General features: G+C 66.4%; 19 protein-coding genes. 3 read left to right on the forward strand and 16 right to left on the reverse strand.

Features of this window, described 5'->3' with window-relative positions; translation table 11 throughout:
• Positions 1 to 434 precede the first annotated feature (434 nt).
• From RDU24_RS14290 to RDU24_RS14350, 13 genes are all read right to left on the reverse strand, one after another.
• On the reverse strand, positions 435 to 1307 hold the full coding sequence (locus RDU24_RS14290; protein WP_308736453.1) for a universal stress protein: 873 nt from the start codon (positions 1305 to 1307) through the stop codon (positions 435 to 437).
• Positions 1308 to 1390: 83 nt separating this feature from the next.
• The gene (locus tag RDU24_RS14295) at positions 1391 to 1633 is read right to left on the reverse strand and encodes a hypothetical protein (protein ID WP_308736454.1); all 243 of its coding nucleotides are present in this window, start codon (positions 1631 to 1633) and stop codon (positions 1391 to 1393) included.
• A gap of 139 nt (positions 1634 to 1772) precedes the next feature.
• The gene (locus tag RDU24_RS14300; protein ID WP_308736471.1) at positions 1773 to 2939 is read right to left on the reverse strand and encodes a type IV pilus twitching motility protein PilT; all 1167 of its coding nucleotides are present in this window, start codon (positions 2937 to 2939) and stop codon (positions 1773 to 1775) included.
• Positions 2940 to 2941: 2 nt separating this feature from the next.
• Positions 2942 to 4009 carry a type IV pilus twitching motility protein PilT gene (locus RDU24_RS14305; protein ID WP_308736455.1) on the reverse strand — a complete coding sequence of 356 codons (1068 nt, stop codon included), beginning with the start codon at positions 4007 to 4009 and terminating at the stop codon, positions 2942 to 2944.
• Positions 4010 to 4142: 133 nt separating this feature from the next.
• Positions 4143 to 4592 carry a type II secretion system protein gene (locus RDU24_RS14310; protein ID WP_308736456.1) on the reverse strand — a complete coding sequence of 150 codons (450 nt, stop codon included), beginning with the start codon at positions 4590 to 4592 and terminating at the stop codon, positions 4143 to 4145.
• A gap of 99 nt (positions 4593 to 4691) precedes the next feature.
• Positions 4692 to 5138, reverse strand: a complete 447-nt coding sequence (locus RDU24_RS14315; RefSeq protein ID WP_308736457.1) for a type IV pilin protein — start codon at positions 5136 to 5138, stop codon at positions 4692 to 4694.
• A 253-nt stretch (positions 5139 to 5391) separates the two neighbouring features.
• Positions 5392 to 6630, reverse strand: a complete 1239-nt coding sequence (locus tag RDU24_RS14320) for a type II secretion system F family protein (RefSeq protein ID WP_308736458.1) — start codon at positions 6628 to 6630, stop codon at positions 5392 to 5394.
• Between the two features lie 11 nt (positions 6631 to 6641).
• Entirely contained in the window at positions 6642 to 8354 is a 1713-nt protein-coding gene (locus tag RDU24_RS14325; RefSeq protein WP_308736459.1) for a GspE/PulE family protein, read from the reverse strand.
• Between the two features lie 40 nt (positions 8355 to 8394).
• Positions 8395 to 9747, reverse strand: coding sequence for an ExeA family protein (locus RDU24_RS14330; RefSeq protein ID WP_308736460.1), 1353 nt, complete (start codon positions 9745 to 9747; stop codon positions 8395 to 8397).
• Entirely contained in the window at positions 9744 to 11795 is a 2052-nt protein-coding gene (pilQ, locus tag RDU24_RS14335) for a type IV pilus secretin PilQ (protein ID WP_308736461.1), read from the reverse strand. Before pilQ ends, RDU24_RS14330 begins: the two co-directional genes overlap by 4 nt.
• Positions 11792 to 12313 carry a hypothetical protein gene (locus RDU24_RS14340; protein WP_308736462.1) on the reverse strand — a complete coding sequence of 174 codons (522 nt, stop codon included), beginning with the start codon at positions 12311 to 12313 and terminating at the stop codon, positions 11792 to 11794. Before RDU24_RS14340 ends, pilQ begins: the two co-directional genes overlap by 4 nt.
• A 23-nt stretch (positions 12314 to 12336) precedes the next feature.
• Positions 12337 to 12894 carry a hypothetical protein gene (locus tag RDU24_RS14345; RefSeq protein ID WP_308736463.1) on the reverse strand — a complete coding sequence of 186 codons (558 nt, stop codon included), beginning with the start codon at positions 12892 to 12894 and terminating at the stop codon, positions 12337 to 12339.
• Positions 12894 to 14747, reverse strand: a complete 1854-nt coding sequence (locus RDU24_RS14350) for a hypothetical protein (protein ID WP_308736464.1) — start codon at positions 14745 to 14747, stop codon at positions 12894 to 12896. The genes RDU24_RS14345 and RDU24_RS14350 overlap by 1 nt, the downstream gene beginning before the upstream one ends.
• A 535-nt stretch (positions 14748 to 15282) precedes the next feature.
• Here RDU24_RS14350 and RDU24_RS14355 point away from each other — a divergent pair.
• A complete protein-coding gene (locus RDU24_RS14355; RefSeq protein WP_308736465.1) occupies positions 15283 to 16269 on the forward strand; it encodes a chemotaxis protein in 987 nt (328 codons plus the stop codon).
• Positions 16270 to 16359: 90 nt separating this feature from the next.
• On the opposite strand, the gene topA is transcribed toward RDU24_RS14355, so the two are convergent.
• From topA to RDU24_RS14370, 3 genes are all read right to left on the reverse strand, one after another.
• Entirely contained in the window at positions 16360 to 18804 is a 2445-nt protein-coding gene (gene topA, locus RDU24_RS14360) for a type I DNA topoisomerase (RefSeq protein ID WP_308736466.1), read from the reverse strand.
• Between the two features lie 547 nt (positions 18805 to 19351).
• A complete protein-coding gene (ald, locus tag RDU24_RS14365) occupies positions 19352 to 20461 on the reverse strand; it encodes an alanine dehydrogenase (protein WP_308736467.1) in 1110 nt (369 codons plus the stop codon).
• Positions 20462 to 20483: 22 nt separating this feature from the next.
• Positions 20484 to 20972, reverse strand: a complete 489-nt coding sequence (locus RDU24_RS14370; RefSeq protein ID WP_308736468.1) for an Lrp/AsnC family transcriptional regulator — start codon at positions 20970 to 20972, stop codon at positions 20484 to 20486.
• 200 nt (positions 20973 to 21172) lie between these two features.
• On the opposite strand from RDU24_RS14370, the gene RDU24_RS14375 reads away from it, so the two are divergent.
• Entirely contained in the window at positions 21173 to 21889 is a 717-nt protein-coding gene (locus RDU24_RS14375) for a helix-turn-helix domain-containing protein (protein ID WP_308736469.1), read from the forward strand.
• Positions 21890 to 22042: 153 nt separating this feature from the next.
• A complete protein-coding gene (gene htpG / locus RDU24_RS14380) occupies positions 22043 to 23980 on the forward strand; it encodes a molecular chaperone HtpG (protein ID WP_308736470.1) in 1938 nt (645 codons plus the stop codon).
• Positions 23981 to 24043: the final 63 nt, after the last annotated feature.

The raw sequence follows: 24043 nt of genomic DNA on the forward strand, positions 1-24043 counted from the left end.
CCGGCGGCCAAGGGGCCTGAGGCCCCTTGGAACCCCCATTGCGCCGAAAGGGCTGTTTCAGGAGGAACCTGAAACAGCCCTTTCGGCTTTTGGTCAGTCACGGGAGAGCGTCTTTCTCTCAACCTCTCGACTTGGCTTCAAAAGATGTTTTGCCAGAAATACAGCCTGCTCTCCGTTCCGCCAGGCCTTCCCTCTCAAGAAACGGGGCCAACCGTGCGCGGGGCTTTTCGAGGGTCCCCCCTCGGAAAACCCGCGCACATTGCCTTCGCCCAGCCAAGTCGGCGCGCCCGCCCAGGCCACCCCCTCCCCAGCCCCATTGGGGGGTCCGGGGGCCTCAGGCCCCAGGCCGCCGGAGGCATCCCAGGCTCAGGCCCCAGGCCGCCGGAGGCATCTCCCGGTCCCGGCGGGGGTGCCAGGCCAGGCCCAGGCCCGGTCTACCGGCTGACCCAGAGCGCGGCGCCGGTGAGTTTGCGGAACAGCGCCATGGTGACGGAGCCGGTGAACAGTTGCGAGAGCACGCCCTTGTGCCGGTCCGAGCGGCCCACGGCCACGGCGGCGTAACGGCCGCGCCCGGCCTCGTCGAGGATGGCCTGGGCCACGTTGTCGTTTTGCTCCAGCCGGGTCTTGATAAGGCGCGCGGGGAAGCCGTTCTCCTTCAGGGCGTCGATGGCCGCGCCGAACAGCCCTTCGGTGTTCTGTGTGGAATCGGTCTTGCGCAGCACGCGCAGGATGGTGACCGGATGCTCCGGCTCGCCCTGGAGGATGAAGCCCACGTGGTCGGCCATGCGGCGCGAGGGCTCGGAGTCGTCCACGCAGAGGAGCACGCCCTTGCGGTCGTACTCCACGTCGCGGCAGAGCCACAGGGGGAAGGCGAACTTGGCCTGCAGCATCTCCTCGCTGGCGCTTTTGTCCAGCAGGTTCTCCAGCCGCAGCAGGCCGCGCCGGCCAAAGACCACGGCGTCGTACAACCCGCTCTCGCCTTCTTTCACGATGTCCTGGATGCGCGAGAAATTGCGCGCCACGATCTTGTCGTCCACCTGCCCGGGCCGGAAGCCGCCTTGCAGGAAGATGCCGCGCGCGGCCTCCATGGCCCGCTTGCCGGACGAGATGATGGCCAGGGCGGCCTCCTCGTTCAGCCGCAGCGTCTCGTAGTTGGCTTCCTCGGCCCAGACGGCCGGGGGCTGCGGAGCCGTATTGAACAGGGTCAGGCGGACATCGTCCTTGTGCTGGAAGAACGCGCAGACAAAGCGAAGCCCCGCGTGGGCCGTGGCGTCCTCGCTGATGGTGACGAGCAGGTGCTTATTCATCGATCCTCGAGAGCAAAGCGTCTTTGTTCACTTGCGACCGGCGCCGCAGGGGGGGCCTGCGTCCCGGGGCCGTAGCCAGCAACCTACACCGCTTCGACAGTGATGAACTCGCCGAAGTCAGTGGTGAGGCGGAATTCCTTGCCGCCGGCGGTGACGATGAACTCGTTGCCGGGGAACAGCTCGCACGCAGCGCCGAAGTCGTCGTTCAGCATGATGTCCTTGCCCTCGCCGTTGACGTCGAAGCGGATGGTGGTGCCGTCGTCCAGGCGCAGCAGATCGTCGGAATGCATGGTCACGGGTAGGTCCTTCTGGGTGTAATCGGCCATGGCGTCGTCTCCTTGCGCTTGTGGTTCCAGGCGGCCAAAGGGGCCGTCCAGGTCGGTTTCTGGTCTATTTGACTTCACCGTATCGCAATACTCACGCTATGGGAACAGGTTACGACCCGTTCGGCGCACGAAAATTTCGCTATTTCGCGGTCGGCTCCTCGTCCATCAGGCCCTCGATGACCAGGCTGGTGACTTTCTCGCCCTTGGCGGTCTTGGCGCGGTCGATCATCTGCCCCAGGCGCGAGCGGTCACTGGACGACAGGAGGGCCGTCTCCTCGGTGATGCTCCCGGCCTCGAACAGGCTCAGAAAATGCTGGTCAAAGGTCTGCATGCCGCTGGTGCCGCTGGTTTCCAGCACGTTGTAGAAGGTCTTGTCCGCGCTCTCGCCCTGGAGGATCAGCTCCTTCACGCGCAGGGTGTTCTTGAGCACCTCGAACGCCGCCACGCGGCCGCCGTCGACGCGCGGCAGCAGCCGCTGCGACACGATGAAGCGCAGGCTCTCGGCCAGGCGCATGCGGATGAGCCGCTCCTCCCCCGTGCCGAACAGGCCCAGGATGCGGCCGATGGTGCTGCCCGCGTCGGTGGTGTGCAGGGTGGAGAGCACCAGGTGCCCTGTTCCCGCGGCCTGCAGCGCGATCTCCATGGTCTCGGGGTCGCGTATCTCGCCCACCAGGATGACCTTCGGCCCCTGGCGGAAGGCGGCGCGCAGGCCCGAGGCGAAGGTGTCGAAGTCGATGCCCAGCTCGCGCTGGTTCACGGTGCCCAGCTTGTGCGGGTGGGTGAACTCCACCGGGTCCTCCAGGGTCACGATGTGCCCGGCGAGGGTGGTGTTGATGCGGTCGATGAGGGCGGCCAGCGAGTTGGACTTGCCCGAGCCCGTGCCGCCGGTGACGAGGATCAGGCCGTGCTTCTCCTTGGCCATGTCGAGAAACGCGGCGGGCAGGCCCAGCTCCTCCATGGTCGGGATGCGGGAGGGCAGGCGCCGCAGCACCATGGCCAGGCTGCCGCGCTGGCTGAAGATATTGGCGCGGAAGCGGCCCTTGCCGGGGATGGCGTAGGACAAGTCGCAGGAGCCCTTGGCCGCCAGCGTCTTCTGCAGGCGCAGGTTCTCGCCCATGAGGGCAACGGCCATGGCCTTGGTCATCAGGGCCGAGAGCTTGCCGAGGTCGGGCGTGGTCACGGCGTCCTTGAGCACGCCGTCCACCTCGGCCTGGATGGGCTTGCCGGTGGTCACGATGATGTCGGCCACGCCCGGGTGGAGGTCCAGCACCTGGGCCATGATCGCGTCGAGCTGGGCGCGGGTCATGTTCACCGGGGCTCCTCCTTGGTCAGCGCGCTGATCTTTTCCTTGTTCTGGGCCTGGGCCAGCCCGTCCTCGGGGCTGATTATGCCCTCCTTGATGAGCCGCACGATCTCGTCGTCAAGGGTCTGCATGCCCTGGTCGCGCCCGGTCTGGAGCACGCTCGGCAGCTGGTGGGTCTTGCCCTCGCGGATCAGGTTGCGCACGCTGGGGATGGCCATGAGGATCTCCTGCGCCGCCACGCGGCCCTTGTTGTCGATGCGCTTGAACAGCGTCTGGGAGACCACGGCGCGCAGGGATTCCGCCAGGCTGGTGCGCACCTGGGCCTGGCCTTCCTCGGGGAAGACCTCGATGATGCGGTCGATGGTCTTGACCGCGCTCTGGGTGTGCAGGGTGGAGAACACCAGGTGCCCGGTCTCCGCGGCCTCCAGGGCCAGGGTGATGGTCTCCAGGTCGCGCATCTCGCCCACCAGGATGATGTCCGGGTCCTCGCGCAGGGCGCCGCGCAGCGCGGCCTTGAAGCTCTGGGTGTGGCGGCCCACCTCGCGCTGGTTCACCAGGCAGCCCTGGGACTGGTGCACGAACTCGATGGGGTCCTCCACCGTCAGGATGTGGTCGCGGCGGTTCTTGTTGGCGTGGTCGATGATGGCGGCGAGCGTGGTGGACTTGCCGCTGCCCGTGGGCCCGGTGACGAGCACAAGCCCCTTGTTCAGCATGGCCAGGTCGCGCAGGCGCTCGGGCAGGCCCAGCTGCTCCACGGTCATGATCTCTTGCGGGATCTCGCGGAACACGGCGGCGATGCCCCGGTGCTGCATGAAGAAATTGACGCGGTAGCGGGCCAGGCCGGGCACCTCGTGGGCGAAGTCCACGTCGCCGGTCTCCTCGAACTCCTTGACCTTGGCCTCGGGCGTTATCTCGTAGAGCAGGGCCTTCAGCTCGTCGTGCTCGAAGGGCTTGAACTTCACCTTCTGCAGCTGGCCGCGCAGGCGCAGCAGCGGCTGCGAGCCGCTGGTCAGGTGCAGGTCGCTGCCGCCGTACTGGTGCAGCATCTCGAAAAAGGCGTTGATCTGGGCCATGGCCTGGGGCCTCCTGAGGCTCGGTATTGGGCGCGCGCAGGCGGACCCTTGCGGTCATCTATACCCGGCGGCCAGGGGAAATCAAAGGAGAAATCAAAGGGGAAATGCGGGGGGCGAAGGCTGACCGGGCAGGCTAAGGCCAGGCCTGCGTCATTGTGTGCAGCAGTGTGCCTCCATCCGAGCTGTAGACCTGGATGGTCACGTCGCCGCTGGGCTCGCCCTGGCTGAATGCCACCTTGTAGGCGCCCATGGTGAGCGAGTTCCCGGCCTCCAGGGACAGGTAGCGGGCGGCGGCCAGGTCACTCAGCTGCGTGGACTGGATGGAGGTGTCGACATAGTAAAGCTGGCTGGCCCCCTTCAGGCGGGCGTAGCCCTCGGCGGCGGCCGTCTGTGCTGCGGCGTCCCTGGCCTGCTCTGTCAGGCTTCCGAAGCGGGGGGCGACAACAGCGGCCAGGATGCCCAGAATGATGATGACGGCGATGAGTTCGATGAGCGTGAAGCCGCCCTGCCCGAACCGCTTGGGGGTGGCGGGGAGTGCGGAGATGAGGGGAAGTGCTGCTGCTTGTCGGGAGTCTCTACTCAATACGTTCTCGTTTGCGCCCACAGGAAGGCATGGGCGACTCCGTCGGGAAGCGAGGCGCGGGGGGACGGTCTCCCCCCGCATCTCAAGACAACCTACCTGCTAGTTTCCCGGCCAGGCCACAGTTCTCTCGTCGCGCGTGGTGTCGGCAAAGGCAGTCCCATCCGCCCGGGTGATGACGATGGTCACCGTGCGGTTCGGGGCCGCACCAGAAATCGCGTAAGAAGCCCGGTAGTCGCCCATGGGAACGTTGGTTACGTCCGCACCCAAATGCCACCTTTCTGTACCCTGCAGGGCCGCCAGGTCGGCTGGCGCTGTGCCGGTCTGCATCATGGTGGCGGCAAAGGACATGTTCAGGCGGGCGGCGGCTTCGCTGGTGGCGCCGTCGAGCGCGGCGTTCTGCGCGTTCGTGGTCATGTCGAAGTACCGGGGCGTGACCACCGCGGCCAGAATGCCCAGGATGATGATGACCGCGATGAGTTCGATGAGCGTGAAGCCGCGCTGGCGGCGTTTGGCCTGTGCCTCTTGGAAGGTAAGCGTCGTCTCCATTCTGCCTCCATGTTTCCCGGCCTTGGGCCGGATGTTGTGCTTGTAATGATGCCCGCGAAAGCAGCGGGTGCTACCCCGGTTCAGGACAAAATTTCCAGTTTCAGCCCGCGCTTGCATCAAGCAACATCTGTGCCGTGGCGGCATTCGCCCGCACAGAGCCGCATCGGCTGCATCAATGCTAACACCTGCGCGACTGATGTCAACAACCCGACAGCTACGTATACGTGTGCGTCGTCGGCCCTCTCCGCCGTAACTAATGGCCCTTCATGGCGTTTTCCATGAGCCCGATGAGCGGCAGGAAGATGGCCAGGGCGAAGAAGCCCACCACGCCCGTGAGGCCGGCGATGAGCACAGGGCCCAAAAGCTCGCTCATCTTGCTCACCGCGTATTCCACCTCGTAGTCGTAGTGGTGCGAGGCCTCCTTGAGCATCTCCTCCATGTTGCCGGTCTCCTCGCCGATGTGGATCATGGAGACCATCATGGGCGTAAACGAGCGGCAAGACTTGAGCGGGCCGGAGAGCCCCCGGCCCTGCTCAAGCTGCTCGCGCAGGTTGCGGAAGTCCCGCGCGATGTAATGGTTGCCGATGGTGTCGCCGAGGATGTCCATGGCCTCCAGCACGGTGATGCCGCTGGCCTGGAGGATGGCGAAGATGCTGGAGAAGCGGGCCATGGCCGCCTTCTTGAACACAGGCCCGATGATGGGGATGCGCAGGAACATCCCGTCGCGGAAGATCTTCCCGGCCTCTGTGCGGAAATAGGCGGAGATGCCGAACAGCATGCCGCCGAGGGCCACCAGGCCCACATGCCAGTAATGGACGAGGCCGTCGTAGATGGCCAGGCAGATGCGGGTGGGCAGCGGCAGCTCCACCCCGCTCTTGGCGAACATGGTCACGAACTGCGGCAGCACGAACAGGATGAGCACGAAGAACGCGATGACGAGCGCCACGACCACCACCGCCGGGTACGTCATGGCGCTCTTGATGTCCTTCTTGACCTTGAACTCGTGGTCCACGATGTAGATGAGGCGCTCCAGCACCTCGGTCAGGGTGCCGCTGATCTCGCCCGCGCGGATCATGTTGCAGTACAGCTCGGAAAAGATCTTCTGGTGCTTGGCGAAGGCCCGGGAAAGGGTGGTGCCGCTCTTGATGTCCGCCGCGATGCTGACGATGGCGGCCTTAAGCCTGGTGTTCTCTGTCTGGGCCTCCAGCACGTCGAGGGATTGCATCACCGGAATGCCAGCGTTCAGCATGGTCTTGAACTGCTTGGTGAACAGGATGATGTCCTGGGGCTTGACCTTCTGCATGCCGATACTCAGCCCGGCCAGTCCGCCCGCTTTCGCGGCGCCGTCCGGGCCGCTGGTCTCGGAGACGCTGGTGGGCATGAGCCCGCGAGCGGCCAGGGTGTCCTGGGCGGCCTCCGCGCTCTGGGCCTCCACCACGCCGGTGGCGCTGCCCCCGCTCGAGGTTATGGCTGCGTATTTGTAGTAGGGCACGTCTCCCTCCCCTAGACCATCACGGCCCCGGCGGCCTCTTCCAGGGTCGTCAGGCCCTGGGCCACCTTGTTCAACGCGTCGGCCCGGAGCGTGCGCAGCGTTTTGGCTTGCACGCAGGCCTTGGTGATCTCCTTGGCCGTGGCGTTCTTCATGATCATGTCCTGCACCAGCTCGTCCACCAGCAGCACCTCGTAGATGGCCATGCGCCCGGCGTAGCCGCTCTGGTGGCAGCTGCGGCAGCCGGAGCCGCGGCGGAAGCTGAACTTCTCGATCATCGCCTCGCCGATGCCGAAGGCCAGGAGCAGCTCCTTGCGCGGCATATACGGCTCCAGGCAGTGCGGGCAGTTCTTGCGCACCAGGCGCTGGCTCACGGAGGCCAGGAGCACCGAGGACACCAGGTAGGGCTGGATGCCCATCTCGATCAGGCGGGTGATGGCCTGGGCCGCGTCGTTGGTGTGCAGTGTGGTCAACACGCGGTGGCCGGTGAGCGCCGCCTGCACGGCGATCTCCGCTGTCTCGGCGTCGCGCACCTCGCCCACCAGGATAACGTCCGGGTCCTGGCGCAGGATGCTGCGCAGGCCGGAGGCGAAGGTCATGCCCGCCTTGCGGTTCAATTGCACCTGGCGCACGGTGGGCATGCGGTATTCCACCGGGTCTTCCAGGGTGATGATGTTGATGTCGGGCGTGTTGATGTGCTTGAGCACGGCATAAAGGGTGGTGCTCTTGCCCGAGCCGGTGGGACCGGCGGCCACGATGAGGCCGAAGGGCTTCTGCACGGCGGCCTCGACCCTGGCGCGGTCGGCCGGGATAAGGCCCAGCTCGGCCATGCTCAGGCCGTGGGCCGTGCGCTCAAGCAGGCGCAGCACGAGGTTCTCGCCGTGCACCGTGGGCAGGGAGGATACGCGCACGTTGAACTCGCGGCGCTGGGTGACGAAGGTGAAGCGGCCGTCCTGCGGGATTTTGGACACGGCGATGTCCATGTTGGCCATGATCTTGAGCCGCGACACCAGCGGCAGGAAGCTGGCCCTGGGCGGGGCCGGGATCATGCGCAGCTTGCCGTCCACGCGGAAACGCAGCTGGATGCTGTCCTTCTCCGGGCTTAGGTGCACGTCGCTCGCGTGCTCGCGCACGGCCTGCCCCAGAATGGAGTTGACCATGCGGATGACCGGGGCCTGCGAGGCCTGGTCCTGCAGCGCATCGATGGCGATGTCTTCCTTTTCCTCGCCGCCCACCTGGGTGGTGATGTCGGAATCCTCTTCGGTCATGCCCTCGAAGAGGCCTTTCTGGTCGCCGCGCCCGTAGATGGCGCCGAAGAGCATCTCGAAGTCCTTCTCCGCGCACATGACCGGCTCCACCTCAAGATTGGTGGCGATCTCGACGGCGTCCAGCGCGCCAATATCCATGGGGTCGACCATGGCGATGAGCAGGAGGTGGCCGCGCTTGGACAGCGGCACCAGGCGGTGCTGCTGCGCCTGGGCCTCGGGCAGGAGCTGGTCGATGTGGTCGTCGTAGGGATGCTTGTCCGGCTGGTAGCGCTCGATGCGCAGCTGCTGGCTCACGGTGTCGATGATGACGCTTTCCTTGAGCGTGCCGGACTGCACCAGGTACTGGCCGAGCATGACCCCGGCCTTTTTCTGGCCGACCAGCGCGGTCTGCACCTGCTCGTCGGTGAGCACCCCGGCCTCGACCAGGAGCTCGCCGAGTCTTTTGCGTTCGCGTTTCACAGCGTTCGTCCTGCCTGGGACTGGCGTTTCGTGCCGGGCATCAGCGCCCCACCGTGTTGAAGGCCACGGTCCGGAACCGTGTGCCCGTCTGGCTTTCGCCGTCCTCCGGCGCGGACACCCGCAGGCTCGCCGGACGCACCTGCTCAAGCGGGCTCCGCCCGATGGGACTGCGCACGGCCGGCCCCTGGTCGCGCGGGGGCAAAAGCGTCAGCCCCGTCGGCGTGGACGGCGTCTCCTCGCGCTCCGGCAGCAGGGTCAGACCCTCCGGGGCCAGGGCGGCGGCGTGGCTCTCCGGCCGGGGCTGGGTCTTCGGCTCCGCCGGGACCCCGGACTGTGGCTCGCTTGCCGCCAGGGGAGCCGCCTCAGGGGTCGCGGCGGGAAGCGCGGCGGCGCTGGGCGCCGTCTCGGGTTCCGGCGCGGCGGTCTGAAGCAATGCGTTCCGGGCCGTCTGGCCGCCCCCGCCGAGCACCGGCCCGGACGGATCGGCAGCCAGCCACACGGAGCCCAGGCCCAGGCAGAGCACGGCGCTCACGGCCAGGGCCATGGCGCGGCGGCGGCGCTGGCTCTGGCCCTCGCCCGGGCGCACGGCGGTGCGGGCCTCAAGCAGCCCCACCCGCGTCTTTCCGCGCACGAGCATCTCCAGCATGGCCATGTGGCACAGCCGCACGATCTTGCGCGGCGAGCCCCCGCTGGCCAGGTGGATGGCCAGGATGGCGGCGGGGCTGAAGCTGACCTGGGGCGCAGCGTCACCGCTTCCGGCAACCTGCAGGCGGTGCAGGATCATGCGCCGGGTCTCGGCCAGGGACAGCGGGACCAGCCTGCGGCGCACGTTGATGCGGTCGGCCAGGTTCGGCATGGCCGCGAGCATGGGCTCCAGCTCGCGCTGGGCGAAGATGACGATCTGCAGCAGCTTCGAGGAATTGGTCTCGTAGTTGAGCATCTCGCGCAGGAGCTCCAGGTTCTCGAGCGAAATCTTCTGCCCCTCGTCGATGATGAGCACGACGAGCCTGCGCTCCACCATCCCGAGGCGGAAGAGCTGCTGCTTGAGCGCCTCCTTGAGCTCCCACAGGCCCATGCACGGGTCCGGGGCCAGGCGGGAGACGCTGCCCAGGATCACGCGCAGGAACTCCTCCGGCGTGTCGAAATGCGGGTCCAGCAGCAGGTGGATGTCGGCCTCGGAGTCCTCCGCGAAGGTGCGCAGGAGGCTGCGGCACAGGGTGGTCTTGCCGGTGCCGATGTCGCCGGTGATGACGTTCAGGCCCCGGCGCAGCCGCAGCGAAATCTCCAGCTCCTGCAGGCAGGTGGCGTGCTGCCGCGTCTCGTGCAGGAAGTTCGGGTCCGGCGAGTTGGAGAAGGGCTCGCGCTCCAGGTCAAGGTTGGCGTAGAGGTTCATCGGCGTCCTCCCAGTCCCGGCTTTCTTGACCGGGTGTTGAGCACGGCTTCGTCAGCTGCCGCGGCGGCGTCGGGGGCGGCGCCCGTGGTCAGGGCCGGGTCCTTGATGCTCACCACGGAGGGCGTGGCCGCCTGTTCAGGCACGGCCATGGTCGGCATCTGCTTGATGGCGACGGCGCTCGAACTTGTCGTTGAACTTGTCGTCGAACTTGTCGTCGAGGGCTGAGCCGGGGCAGGCGGCGCCGGCTCGGTGGTCATGTCCTGCAGGTACGCCGGCGGCACCGAGCTGTCCGGGGAGGCCGGGGCCACGGGGGCGGCGCTCTTGTGGTCCAGGCTCTGCACCGGCATCTCCTTCACGCGCACGGTGTTGGCCCCGCTGTCGCGGCTGAACTCGCGCACGCCGTCCTCGCCGGAGGCCCTGCGCTCGGCCTTCTCTCGGGCCGAGGTGGTCTCCCTGTCGATCTCCTCGAAGCTCTTCTGCACCTCGCCCTCCCGCCAGTCGGCCAGCACGGTGGGGGTGATGAAGATCATGAATTCGTCCTTCAGGTCGGCCTTGGACTCGCTCTTGGCCAGCCAGCCGGCTCCGGGAACGTCCTTGATGCCCGGCACCCCTGCCTCGCGCAGGGAGTTGCGCAGCTTGGACAGGCCGGAGATGACCACCGTCTCGCCGTTTCTGGCGATGAGCGTGGTCTCGCTCTTCTTCTTCACTATGTACGGGTTGCCGGCCACGGTGCGGCTGGTGTCCACCTCGTCCTTCTGGATGAGCACCTGGAGCTTGATGAACTGGTTGTCGATGATGTGCGGGGTGATCTCCAGGCGCAGCACGGCGTCCTGGAAGGTCACCGAGTAGGTGGCGTCTGGGCCGGAGCCCGTCACGGTCTGGTAGGGCACGCGCTCGCCAGACTCGGTGTAGGCCTTCTGGTTGTCCATGGTGGCGATGGACGGGCTGGAGATGATGTTCAGCTTGTTGTCCGTGGCCAGGGCCTGGAGCTGGGCCTCCAGAATGTTTCCGCCGACCTTGCCGAAGGTGAGGTCCAGGGCCGCGCCGGTGTTGGAGGTGTTGACGGCGGTGGCGGGCAGCCGCACGCCCGCGGCCCCGAGGTTGGTGGTGCCGAGGGTGGCGGTTCCGGCGGTGACCGTTCCGGCCAGGGTGGTGGCGGCGAACCCGCCGGCGACTCCCAGCTTGTTCCCAGACCGCACGTCGCCGGAGTAGCCGCCGCCCCACAGGATGCCCAGGTCGCGCGCGACCTCGCGGGTGGTCTCCACGATGTGGGCCTTGAGCTTGATCTGGGAGCGCGGGGCGTCGAGCTTGGCCAGCAGCTTGCCGATCTTTTCCACGTCCTGCTCCACCCCCTGGATGATGAGCGAGTTGGAAAGCTCGTCCACCTGGACGCTGCCGATGGCCTTGCCTTCCTTGCCCTTGGTCAGGGTGTTCTCCACGGTCTTCTGCAGCTGCTTGGCGTCGGCGAAGCGAACCTTGGCCACGCTGGTGAGCTGCGGCTCGTCGGCCAGGGCGGCGTTGCGCTCTTCCTGGGCTTTGCGCTTCAGGGAGGCCACGTCCAGCTGGCCCTGGAGGTCGTCCCTGGCCATGACGCGGATGGTTTCGCCGTCGAAGCTGTAGGTGAGCTGGTTGGCCGCCAGGATGGCGCGGAACACCTCGTCCCAGGGACGCTGCACGAAATTCACGTTGATGCCGCCGACCACGCCGGGGCTGACCACGATGCTCTTGCCCACCGCGCGAGACAGGGCCTGGAGCACGGCCACCACATCGGCGTTGTGCATGCGCAGGGACATGACCGCCGTGGGCAGCGGCTTCGCGGCGTCGCGCTTCTCGATGTCCAGCCGCTCGGGCCGGTCGATGACGACGGGGGGCTCGGCCAGCTGGAACTGGCCGCGCGGGGAATGGCCCTGGGCCTGCTTTTCCATTGCCTTCCAGGAGTCCACGGAGTGCTGGGCCGAGGGGATGGCGGGCTTCGGGGCGCAGGAGGCCAGCAGCGCAAGCAGCGCCAGGACCAAAAGCGCCGGGGAGGTGATGGGCTTTTGCTTCATCTCTTTTTGACCACCCGTATGCGGATCTTGTCCGTGTCGTCCTCGACGAGGGGGACGCGCCTGGTAAGCTTGCGCCCCGTGGAGCCATCCGTTCGCTCCAGTGTCACGAAATTCTTGTCGATGCCAAGCATGCGGTAACCACTCTCGGCCAGCTCGTCTCCGCTGGCGTATTCTATGCCGTTGACCACCGCGAAGAGCTTGTTGCCAATTTTCATGTACCCGGAATAGACGAACTCCTGCCCGTCGCCGCCCTGGCCCTCTTCCGCGGAGAAGGTGCCGCGCCCGCCGTAGAACGGGTCGCCGGTGGCGTTGTCCGCCAAAAGTCCCAGGCGGTACATCTGTTCCGGCGTCAACCTGGCCTGGTCAATGATCTTGCTCACCTCGTCCATGACGACCTTGCTCGCGCCCTTGGCGGCGGGGCCGGGCTCGGGCTTTCCTGGCGCGGAAAAAAACATGTACGCCCCCACCACGAGGGTGACGGCCATGAGGCCCAGGAGTTGTTTCTCTCGTTTCTGCATCAACCGTTTCCGCCGTATCCGCGCTAATTGGCCAGCGCTATGCGCAGCTGGAGAAAGACTTCCAGCCGCCCGTCCACCGCGCGCAGCTCCACGCGCTCCATGCGCGCCAGGGAAGGCATGCGCCCGATGCTCAGGAGTAGTTCGCGAACCCCATCAAGCGTGCCTGAGAACACGCCCTGGACCTGAATGGACGAGGGGTCCTGCCCCATGGAGGCCGGGTTCAGCGTCACCTCCAGCGGCTCCACCCCAAGGGCGCGGGCCATGTGCGACACCTGCTCCGGCACGAGGTAGACCCTGGTGCGCGGCACAGGCTCCGGCTCCGGCAGCACGAACTGCTGCAGGCTCGCGTTGTGGCTCTGGGCGGCGATGCTCGCCCAGGCGGGCAGAAGCGCCTGCTGGCGGCGGATCTGCTCGCGCACCTCGTCGATCTCCCCGGCAACGCGAGTATGTTGCCGCAGGCCCAGGTAAACCAGCACATACCCGGCCACGGCCAGCAGCAGCACGCCGATGAGCCCGCGCAGGACCAGCGCCCGCAGCTGCGGGGTCAGCACCACTTTTCTGTTCAGGAACGAGAGGTCCATCACTTGACCCCCATGTGCAGCACGAAGTGCAGTCCCTGCCCCTCTGCCCCGGCCTCGGTAAGATTTGTCTGGTGCACCACCGGCATGTTGAACAGCGGGGAGGCCTGCAGCTCGATGATGAAGCGCGAGAGCGTGGGCTCCAGCTCGGCCTTGTCGCCGAAGACGACGCCCTCCAGCGTCACCAGGTCGCTCGGCTGGACCGCCTTGGGCTTGTCCGGCGGCGGCGGGGCTGCCGGGGCCGCAGGCGGCACCCCCAGGTCGATGGTCAGGCTCACGATCTTCAGGCCCGCCGGGGCGCGGCGCGACAGCTCGGCCAGCACCACAGGCGCGGTGAAGCGTTCCGCGGCCTTGCGCAGGGAGGCCTGGCGGACGGCATACTGCTCCACGGAGCGGGTCAGGGTTTGCTCGTCAATGACCGCCCCCATGGACTGCAGTTGCTGCCGGGCGGCCTGCAGCTCCGTGCGGTGCTCGGCGGCGTGCCGCTCTATGCCGTACCCGACCGCGCCGATGACCACCAGGGCGCCGGCCAGCGCAAGAAGCAGGATGCGGGCCAGGGTCTGCTGCGACTGCTCGGCCTGGCGCTGCTTGTACGTGCGCAGCAGGTTGATGCCCTTGTCCGGGGCGGAGAGGCTGGCGGCCAGGGCCGGAGCCAGGGCCATGCGGTCCATGTCGGCCACGGAGTCCGGCCGTGACGCGAGCATGGTGGTGGAGTCGAAGGTGTGGTGCGGGTAGCCGAGCTGCCCTGCGAGAGCCTCCATGACGGCGGGATTGCGGAAGATGCGCCCGCTCATGTGCACCACGTCGCAGCGCTGCTGCTGTGCCGTGGCATAGTATTCCAGGGTGCGCTCCACCTGCTTGCCCAGGCGGTCGATGGCCGGGGCGATGGCCTCCAACGTCTGAATTTGGCTCAACAGGTGCTCCTGACCCAGCCCCTTGGGCAGCGGCCCCCCCAGGAGCAGGTGGCGCAGCAGCCCCTTGGCCTGCAGGTGGTCCGGCGGCGTGATCACGTCCTGGGGCTCGTCTCCCGCCGCCTTGGGCACGCCCGGCGGGGGCAGTTCCAGATCGCCGGTCATGGCCGCCCTGGGCTTGGCGAGGTTCTGGAAATGCGTCAGCAAGGCCTCGGACATGCTGTCCGTGCCGGAACGGATGAAGCGGCTGAACCGCAGGTCCCCCCCGGCGTAGAGGCCAATGGTCGAGGCGTCCTCCTCCACGTGGATGTTTGCGGCCAGGGTGAAGCCCTTGGGAGCACCGGGCAGGCGGTAAAGGGCCTGCAGGGCGCTCGGCAGGGTGGTGATGCCCTCAAGGGGCCACCCGGCTTCGCGGAAGGCGTCCCGCAGGCGGTCCACATCCACCCGGCGGGCAAGGCAGACCAGCACGTCCAGGCGCGGTTCCTTGGAGTCCTTTGTCGGCCCCAGGACCACGTAGTCCATGACGTACTCAGCCTCGGCGAACTTCTTCTCCTTCTGCTGGGTCCAGTAGACGGCGGCGTCGAGCTTTGCGCCGGAGAGCTTGGGCACGGTGAGGACGTTCAGGTCCAGGTCCTGGGATCGCAGCACGGCCCAGATCCTGACCTGAGGCGCCTTGTCCCGGACGCTCTCAAGGCAGGTGCGCAAAAAGGCGGGGAAGCCCTTCTGCCCGAACGCCTGGTCGGGCCCGAAGGGAAAGCGGGTGGAGAACTGGATGGTCCCGCCGGAGACCAGGGCCAGACTCAGCCGGCCGGAGGTCATGCTCACGCCCAGCACGGCGGACTTCTTCACCGGGCTGAAGGACAGTTGGCGGGTCCAAAGGGGCTTTTTCGCCTGCGGGGCGATGGGCGGGGACATGGGCGGGGCGCTGGCGCCGGCGGGGGGCATTTCCGCTGGCACAGCCTTCGGGGCGGCATCGTCCCCGGGCGTCGGAGCGGTGCCGGGGTCAGCCTTGGGGACGGTCGCGGGCGTCGGGCCCTTCTTGACCTTGGCACTTTTCAAGGACGCAAAGGCTTCCCCGTTGCGTATGGAACGCAACAGATTCTCGGTGGAAGAAAGCCTTTCCTTGAGATTCACGCCTGCCCCTGGCTTTTGCCGGATGCTGCCAACCCTTGCAAGACAAGGGCTGCCGCCCCTTTCCGCGCACCGGGGGAGCGACCCCCTGCCCGCGGACGGACCGACACTTGTGACGAAAACCCGACTATTTCTAAACTATTTGTAAAATTCTAGTTAGCATTAGTGTCATCTTGACTCTCGTGTCAACCATAATCGCCCTGAAAACGGCTCAGAACTTAGGTTTCACACTTCCTGACCGAAGAAAGCCTCTTTGGTCGCGAGTGGTCGTTTACACCGCATGTAAAGTCGGATAGAAATTTAGCCGAAGAAGTGTTTCAGGTCTGATAGTCGCGCGCAGGGGGAACACATGAGCCAGACGAACATTCTGCTTGAGTCCGGCACAAATGAGCTGGAGCTGGTGGAGTTCTACATCGACGAGAAGCCGGACGCCTCTGGTCAGACGTACCGGGGGTACTACGGCGTCAATGTCGCGAAAGTGCTCGAAATAATCAGAATGCCCGCGGTGACGCAGCTGCCGGAGATACCGCACCCCTCGGTCATGGGCGCCTTCAACCTGCGCTCCCGCATCATCCCCCTGGTGGACCTGTCGCTGTGGCTGGGCAAGGGCGTGAGCGAGGTGAAGGACTCCACCAAGGTCATCGTCAGCGAGTTCAACCGCATGATTTCGGCCTTCATGGTTTCCGGCGTCACGCGCATCCACCGCCTGAGCTGGACCCAGGTGGAGGCTCCCGGCAGGCACCTGAACGAGTACTCGGGCAACTCCGTCACCGGCGTCGTTCGCTTCGAGGACCGCATCCTGCTCGTGCTCGACATGGAGAAAATCGTGGCCGACCTGAACCCGGGCCTGGCCATGAAGCTTGAGGAAGGCGCCATGGCCTCCATCGAGGAAGCCAAGAGGCCCGCCAAGAAGGAGCACTTCCGCGCCCTCATCGCCGACGACTCCACGTCCATACGCCGCATGATCGGCAGCATGCTCGAGAAGGCCGGGTTCGAGGTCACCCAGACCGTCAACGGCCAGGAGGCCTGGGACACCCTGATGGACCTGAAGCGGCGCTCCGCCGAGGAGGGCAAACCCTTGTCGGAGTTTGTGGACATCATGGTCTCGGACATCGAGATGCCGGTGATGGACGGCCACAACCTGACCAAGCGCGTCAAGGACGACCCCGTGCTCAAGGAGATGCCGGTGATCCTCTTCTCCTCGCTCATCACCGACCGGCTGCGCCACAAGGGCGAAAGCGTGGGCGCGGACGAGCAGATCAGCAAGCCCAACATCACCGAGCTGACCAAGCGCGCGTTCGAGCTCATCGCCCAGCACCAGAACATAGAGCTGTAATCCGCAAGCCTTTCCGCCAACGGAAAAAAGGCCCGCCCCAACGATCGTCGGAGACGGGCCTTTTGCTTGGCTGCTGCGCCCGGTGCGGGGCTACTCCTCCGGCTCCTTCACGTAGCCGCAGTCCTTGTTGGGACAGGCGATGTGCAGGCCCTTGGCCTTGGTGCTCTTCTCCACCAGCACGGGCGAGCCGCACTGGGGGCAGGGGCCGGGCACCGGGCGGTCCCAGAAGGCCTGGGTGCAGTCCGGGTAGCGGCTGCACGAGAAAAACACCTTGCCACCGCGAGAGCTCTTCTCCACCAGCTCGCCGGTGCAGCCCTCCTTGGGGCAGGCCACGCCCGTGGGCAGCGGCTCGGTGTGCTTGCACTTGGGGTAGCCCGTGCAGGCGATGAACCGGCTGCCCTTGCGCGCGGTCTTGACCACCATGGGCTTGCCGCATTCCGGACAGGTTCCGGCCTCGATGACCTGCGGCGCGGTGAGGATCTCGATGGCGCCCTCTTCCGTGCGCTTGAAGTTCTTGATGTTCTTGCACTTCGGGTAGCCGGTGCAGCCCAGGAACTGCTCGCGCGCGCGGCCCCGGCGCGGGGTCTTCACCGCGAAGGGCTTGCCGCACAGGTCGCAAAGGATGTCGGTGATCTCGTCGCGCGCCTTGTCGCTGGGCAGGATGTTGCCCTGGTCGTCGCGGGTGAACTCCTTGATGTTCTTGCAGTCCGGGTAGCCGGAGCAGCCCAGGAACTCGCCCATCTTGCCGAACTTCACGTGCATGGGCTTGCCGCACAGGTCGCAAGGAACGCCGGAGTCGATGGTGGCGCGCTCCATCTCGGCCCCGGCCTTGGCCAGGGCGGGCACGAACTCGGCCATGAACTCCTCGATGACCGCGGCCCAGGCGCGGGCGCCCGTGGCGATCTCGTCGAGCTTGGCCTCCATGCCCGCGGTGAAGCCGATGTCCATGAGCGTGGCGAAGTGCGCCACCAGCTTGTCGCTGACCGTGGCGCCCAGCTCCGAGGGGGCGAAGCGCTTCTCCTCCATGGTCACGTACTCGCGGTCCTGCAGGGTGCTGATGATGGCCGCGTAGGTGCTCGGGCGGCCGATGCCCTGCTCCTCCAGCGCCTTGACCAGCGTGGCCTCGGTGTAGCGCGGGGGCGGCTGGGTGAACTTCTGCTCGCTGGTGAGCTCAAGCAGCTTCAAAATCTCGTCCAGGGTGAGCTTGGGCAGCTGCTCGCTCCCGTCCTCGGCCACGGCGTCGGGGTCCGGCGCGTCCAGGCCCTGGACCTTCAAAAAGCCGGGGAACAGCAGGCGCTCGCCCTTGGCGCGCCACAGGGTCTTGCCGTTCTTCACGGTCACTGTCGTGTCGTGGAAGCGCGCGTCGGACATCTGCGAGGCCACGAAGCGCCGCCAGATGAGCTGGTACAGCTTGAACTGGTCCGCCGGAAGGAAGCCCTTCACCGCCTCCGGGGTCAGGGTCACGTCGACGGGACGGCAGGCTTCGTGGGCGTCCTGCGCGCCGCCCTTGGTCTTGTGCGCCTTGACCTTGGCCGGGGCGAACTTGTCGCCGTAGCGCTCCAGGATGAACTCGCGCGCGGCCGCCTTGGCCTCGTCGGCGATGCGCACGGAGTCGGTACGCATGTAGGTGATGAGCGCGACAGTGCCCTTTTCGCCCAGCTCCACGCCCTCGTAAAGCTTCTGGGCCGCGCCCATGGTCTTCTTGGCCGGGAACCCGAGCGCCCGGTTGGCCACCTGCTGCAGGGAGGACGTGGTGAACGGCGGCGGCGGGCTCTTGGCGCGCTCCTTCTCGTCCACCGCCTCCACCGAGAACTTCCCGGCGCGGACGCTTTCTTCGAGCGCCTCGGCGGCCTCGCGGCTGCCGATGTCCTTCAGGCCCGGGGCCACGGTCTTGGCGCCCACCTTCCAGAGCTCGGTGCGGAACGGCGGCGGGTTCTGGCCCTCAAGCCTGGCCTTGAGCGCCCAGTGCTCCACGGGCTCGAAGGCCCGGCGCTCGCGCTCGCGGTCCACGATGAGCCGGAGCGCCACGGACTGCACGCGCCCGGCGCTGATGCCGCGCTTCACGTGCTTCCAGAGGATGGGGGAAATCTTGTAGCCCACCAGCCGGTCGAGCACGCGCCTGGCCTGCTGCGCGCCCACGAGGTCGTCGTTGATGGGGCGCGGGTGTTCGAGGGCTTCCTTCACCGCGCGGGCGGTGATCTCGTTGAACTGGATGCGGCTGACGTTCTTGTTCTGCGGCTTGATGAGCTCGGCCACGTGCCAGCCGATGGCCTCCCCCTCGCGGTCGGGGTCGGGCGCGAGGTAAACATGGCCGGCGGCTTTGGCGGCCTTGCGCAGGCGGCCAACGACGTCTTCCTTGCCTTTGATGATCTCGTAGCGCGGCAGGTAGCCGTTTTGCTCGTCCAGGCCCATGTCGCCCTTGGGGAGATCGCGCACGTGGCCCACGGAGGCCTCCACGACATAGTCTTTGCCGAGGAATTTGCCGATCGTCTTCACCTTTGCGGGAGACTCAACGATGATGAGGTCTTTTGTCATGATGGGGGAGGCTATAGCCACCCCTTGGACGGTTGGCAAGGGGCGGGGCGGCGGGGGGCTTTAGACGAATAGACGGCTCGCTGGCGACGATTGCCAGCGCTCCGGTCCAAAAACATTGATGATTGCACGGATTCTGGGGCCAACGGGTTTGTGCCGACGGGATCAGGCACGCCAACGGCGCAGCGGCCTAGAACAGCCAGTAGTAGATGATCAGGAAAAGGACGATGTTGAACGGGATGACGATGTAGAGGATCAGCTCACGCTTGTTCATGTCAGCCTCCCTGGGCGCCTGGGGCGCTCGTTGCCTTCAGGGCCGACTACGAAAGCCAGGCGTAGGCGATGACGAAGATCAGCGCGTTGAGCGGGATGGCAACATAGAGGAGAAGTTCGCGTTTGGTCATGGCGGCCCCCTTTTAGGCTGCGTATACAGGATTCCCGGTGGGTTGCAAGGGGTTGCGCCCCAAACGGCGCCAAAAAGCCCCCGCTCCAGGCCGGAACGGGGGCTTTGCTTGGGGGGCTGTGCGCCGGAAGAGCTTGGGGGCCGAGCCTAGGCCAGGGCCTGGGCCGGGGTGATGGCCTCGATGCCGAGGGCCTCGCCCACCGCCGGGCAGGTGAGCTGGCCCTTGTAGGTGTTCAGGCCGAGGGCCAGGGCGCCGTCGGCGCGCAGGGCGTCCAGGCCCTTGTCGGCCAGGCGCAGGGCGTAGGGCAGGGTCTGGTTCACCAGGGCGAAGGTGCTGGTACGGGGCACGGCGCCGGGCATGTTGGCCACGCCGTAGTGCACCACGCCGTCCACCACGTAGGTCGGGTTGTCGTGGGTGGTGGCCTTGATGGTCTCCACGCAGCCGCCCTGGTCCACGGCCACGTCGACGATGACCGAGCCCTCGCGCATGGTGCCGATCATCTCGCGGGTGACCAGGTGCGGGGCCTTGGCGCCGGGCACCAGCACCGCGCCGATGACGAGGTCGGCCTCGCGCACGGCGGCGCGCAGGTTCGGGTCGCTGGAGGTCATGGTGACGATGCGCGAGCTGAAGATGTCGTCGAGGTACTGCATGCGGGCGTGGTTCACGTCGAACACGGTGACGCGCGCGCCCAGGCCCACGGCGATCTTGGCCGCGTTGGTGCCGACAACGCCGCCGCCGATGATGGCCACGTTGGCCGGGGCCACGCCCGGAACGCCGCCCAGCAGCATGCCGCGTCCGCCCTGGGACTTCTCCAGCGCGTGCGCGCCCACCTGGGGGGCCATGCGGCCGGCCACTTCGCTCATGGGCAGCAGAAGCGGCAGGGAGCGGTCGGGCAGCTGCACGGTCTCATAGGCCACGCCGGTGGTGCCGGAAGCGAGCAGCGCCTTGGTCTGGGCCTCGTCGGCCGCCAGGTGCAGGTAGGTGAAGAGCAGGAGGTCCGAGCGCAGGAAGCGGTACTCCGCGGCCATGGGCTCCTTGACCTTGATGACCATCTGCGCGGACCAGGCCTCGGCGGCGGTGTCCACGAGCTTGGCTCCTGCGGCTGCGTACTCGGCGTCGGACAGGCCCGAGCCCACGCCCGCGCCCTGCTGCACCAGCACGGTGTGGCCGCGGCGCACCAGGGTCTCCACCGAGCCGGGGGTCATGGAAACGCGGTTCTCCAGCGTCTTGATTTCCTTGGGGATACCGATGATCATGGCTTTTTCCTCGCTTAAGATTTTAGGTGTTTTCCGCAAACCAGGTGCGCGCGCCACGGGGCAGGGGAATCCACTTGCGCCGCGCCTTCATGACCACAAAGGACTCGCTGGAGGCGATGCCGCCCACGCCGGACAGGTCGCGGTCCAGAAAATCGTAGAGCCCGGAGATGTCCTCGCCGAGCACGATCTCAACCAGGATGTCGTAGCGCCCGGTGACCACCGCCGCCCAGTTCACGTCGGGCAGGTCGGCGATCTCCTCAAGCTTCTTGTCGAGCTGCATGTGGCTCATGAGCTTGATGCCCACCAGCGCCACGGTGAGCCCCTTGAGCTGGAACGGGTCCACCAGCCCGGCCACGCGCATCAGGCCCTGGGCGATGAGGCTCTTCATGCGCGTGCGGATGGTCGGCGCGGTGACGCCCAGGCGCTCCGCCAGCTCGCCTGCGCTGGCTTGGCCGTCCTCGGCCAGGGCGGCCAGGATGCGCCGGTCGGCGATGTCAACATTTTTTCTCATAGGCGCATCCTCATCGCTCGTTTTTTCTATTTCGAAAATCGGCAAGGCAAAAATATTCCATTCGCATAATACTTGTCAAGAGCACGCGCGATTTTCCTGCCCACGGCCAAGCGGCCACGCCTTGTGGGAAGCCCGCGCTTGGTGTAGCATGCGCCAAACCCTTGGTCCTGAATGCTTTGTCCCAAGCCAGGAGGCTGCCTGTGGCGTCCGAAATACGTCTGCTTTCCGTGGCCGAAATCGCCCGCAGGCTGGGCGTGCCAGAATCCACCGTGCACTACTGGAAGAACCGTTTCGCCCAGCACCTGCCCAGCCAGGGCTCCGGGCGCCAGAAGCGCTTCCGGCCCGAGGCCGTGGACGTGTTCCGCGTCATCGCCGAGATGTTCAGCCTGGGGCACAGCACCCAGGATGTCATGGAGTCCCTGGGCAAGCGCTTCCCCCTTACCGCCACCATGGACGGCGACCCGGGCCAGGTCGGCATGGAGGCGCCCTTCACCCGCGAGAGCGCGCACGGGCACGACCAGGCGCAACCCGCCGCCATGGCCGACACCGCCCTGCGCATGGCCGCGGCCATGGGCCAGGAGATGGGCGCGTCCATTGCGCGCGGCATCGCCGAGGGCCTGCGCAGCCTGGGCCAGATGGGCGGCCAGATGACTGGGCAAAGCTCCATCGAGGGCGGCCAGGAGATGGCGGCCCTGCCCGCGCTGGACGCCGAGCAGCTTGACGCCATCAAGAACGCCGTGGACCAGAGCTGCACGCGCCTGGACGCCCAAAGCGGCGAGGTGGCGCGCATGGCCGAGGAGAACAACGAGCTCAAGGCCAAGCTCGCGGTGCTGGAAACCGAACTGGTGCGCCTGCGCAAAGACCGCCGGGAGATGGAGAAGTACCTCCTTGACAAGATAAAAAGCATGTCTACTTAACCTTCATCGGGGGCGCCACACCCCCCGAAGACGGCCCCTCTCCTCCGTTAGCCCTGCCAAGGCCCCGCCCAAAAGCGGGGCCTTGTGCGGTGGACTGTCCGGACTCAAGACGGGGCCGCAGCACAAGAAATATCACCAGCAAGGAGACCGCAGATGACTGCCCAAGCCACCTACGAATTCAAGGCCGAGATCAAACAACTCTTGGACATCCTCGTGCACTCGCTCTACACCGAGCGCGAAATATTCCTGCGCGAACTGGTCTCAAACGCCTCCGACGCCCTGGACAAGCTGCGCATCGTCACCGCGTCCCAGGGGGGCGAGGGAGCCGAGAGCGACGACGAGGCCCCGCTCGAAATCCGCATCGAAGCCGACAAGGACAAGAAGCTCCTCACCATCTCCGACAACGGCATCGGCATGACCGAGGCCGAGCTGGTGGAAAACATCGGCACCATCGCCCACTCCGGCTCCTCCAGCTTCCTCAAGGCCCTCAAGGAATCCGGCGGGCCCAACGGACAGAACGCCGACGGCATCATCGGCCGCTTCGGCGTGGGCTTCTACTCCGTGTACATGGTGGCCCAGAGCGTGAAGATCACCACCAGAAGCTACCGCCCCGACGCCATGCCCGTGGAGTGGATCAGCGACGGCCAGGGCTCGTACACCATCCGCGAGCTTACCCCCGGCAACGGGGCCGACGAGTCCGCCGCCATCCCGCGCGGCACCAGGATCGAGATCAGCCTGAAGGACGAGTTCGTGGCCGAGTTCACAGAGCTCGACGACCTGCGCATGGTCATCCGCAAGCACTCAAACTTCATCGGCTTCCCCATCCTGGTGAGCGGCGAGCGCGCCAACACCGTGCCCGCCCTGTGGCGCGAGCCCAAGTTCCAGATCACCAAGGAGCAGTACAAGGAGTTCTACTCCTTCCTGACCTACGACCACGAGGAGCCGATGGACACCCTGCACTTGAGCGTCGACGCGCCCGTGCAGTTCAACGCGCTCTGCTTCATCCCAAAGAAGACCAAGGACTTCATGGGCTTTGACCGCGAGGACTGGGGCCTTGACCTCTACGTCCGCCGCGTGCTCATCCAGCGCCAGAACAAGGACCTGATCCCGCAGCACCTCATGTTCGTGCGCGGCGTGGTCGACACCGAGGACCTGCCGCTCAACATCAGCCGCGAGACGCTGCAGGACAACCTGCTCATCCGCAAGATCAACACCACCCTGGCCAAGCAGGTGCTGAGCCACCTGGAAAAGATGGCCGAGGACAAGGACAAGTACGCCGAGTTCTGGCGCGAGCACTCCCGCGTGTTCAAGGCCGGGTACATGGACTTCGCCAACCGCGAGGCCTTCGCCGGGCTCCTGCGCTTCAACTCCAGCTCCTGCGAAACCGCCGACGAGCTAGTGAGCTTCGACGAGTACATCTCCCGCGCCAAGCTGGACCAGAAGAAGATCTACTTCGCCTTCGGCCCCAGCCGCGAGGCCCTCAAGCTCAACCCGCACCTGGAAATCTTCCGCAAGAAGGGCGTCGAGGTGCTCTACCTCTTCGAGCCCATCGACGAGTTCGTCATGGACGCCCTGCGCAAGCACAAGGACTTCGACCTGACCCCAGCGGAACTGGCCAAGCCCGAAGACCTGGCCAGCCTGCCCGATGTCGACGCCGACAGCACCGACACCGAGACCCAGGCCGCGCCCGAAAAGCCCGCCCTGGACGCCCTCTTCGAACGCTTCAAGGCCATCCTCGGCGACGGCGTCACCGAAGTGCGCGCCTCCGCCCGGCTCACCGGCAGCCCCTGCTGCCTGGTGAACCCCGACGGACACACCACGTCCTCAATGGACAAGATCATGCGCCACATGAGCCACGACACCTCCGTGCCCAAGAAGGTCATGGAGCTGAACCCCAAGCACGAGCTCATCCGCAACCTCGCCAGCCTCAACCAGGCCGACCCGGCCGACCCCTTCGTGGAACAGGCCGCCAAACAGCTCTTCGAGTCCGCGCTGCTGCTCGAAGGCTACCTCACCGACCCGCACGCGCTGGTCGGACGCGTCCAAGACCTGCTCGCCAAGTCGAGCGGCTGGTACACCAAGGCCAAGTAAGAGAATATGCCTCCGGCGGTCGGGGGCAGCGGCCCCCGAACCCCCATTTTGCGCCGAAAGGGC

Source organism: Humidesulfovibrio sp., assembly GCF_031082295.1.
Lineage (GTDB): Bacteria > Desulfobacterota > Desulfovibrionia > Desulfovibrionales > Desulfovibrionaceae > Humidesulfovibrio.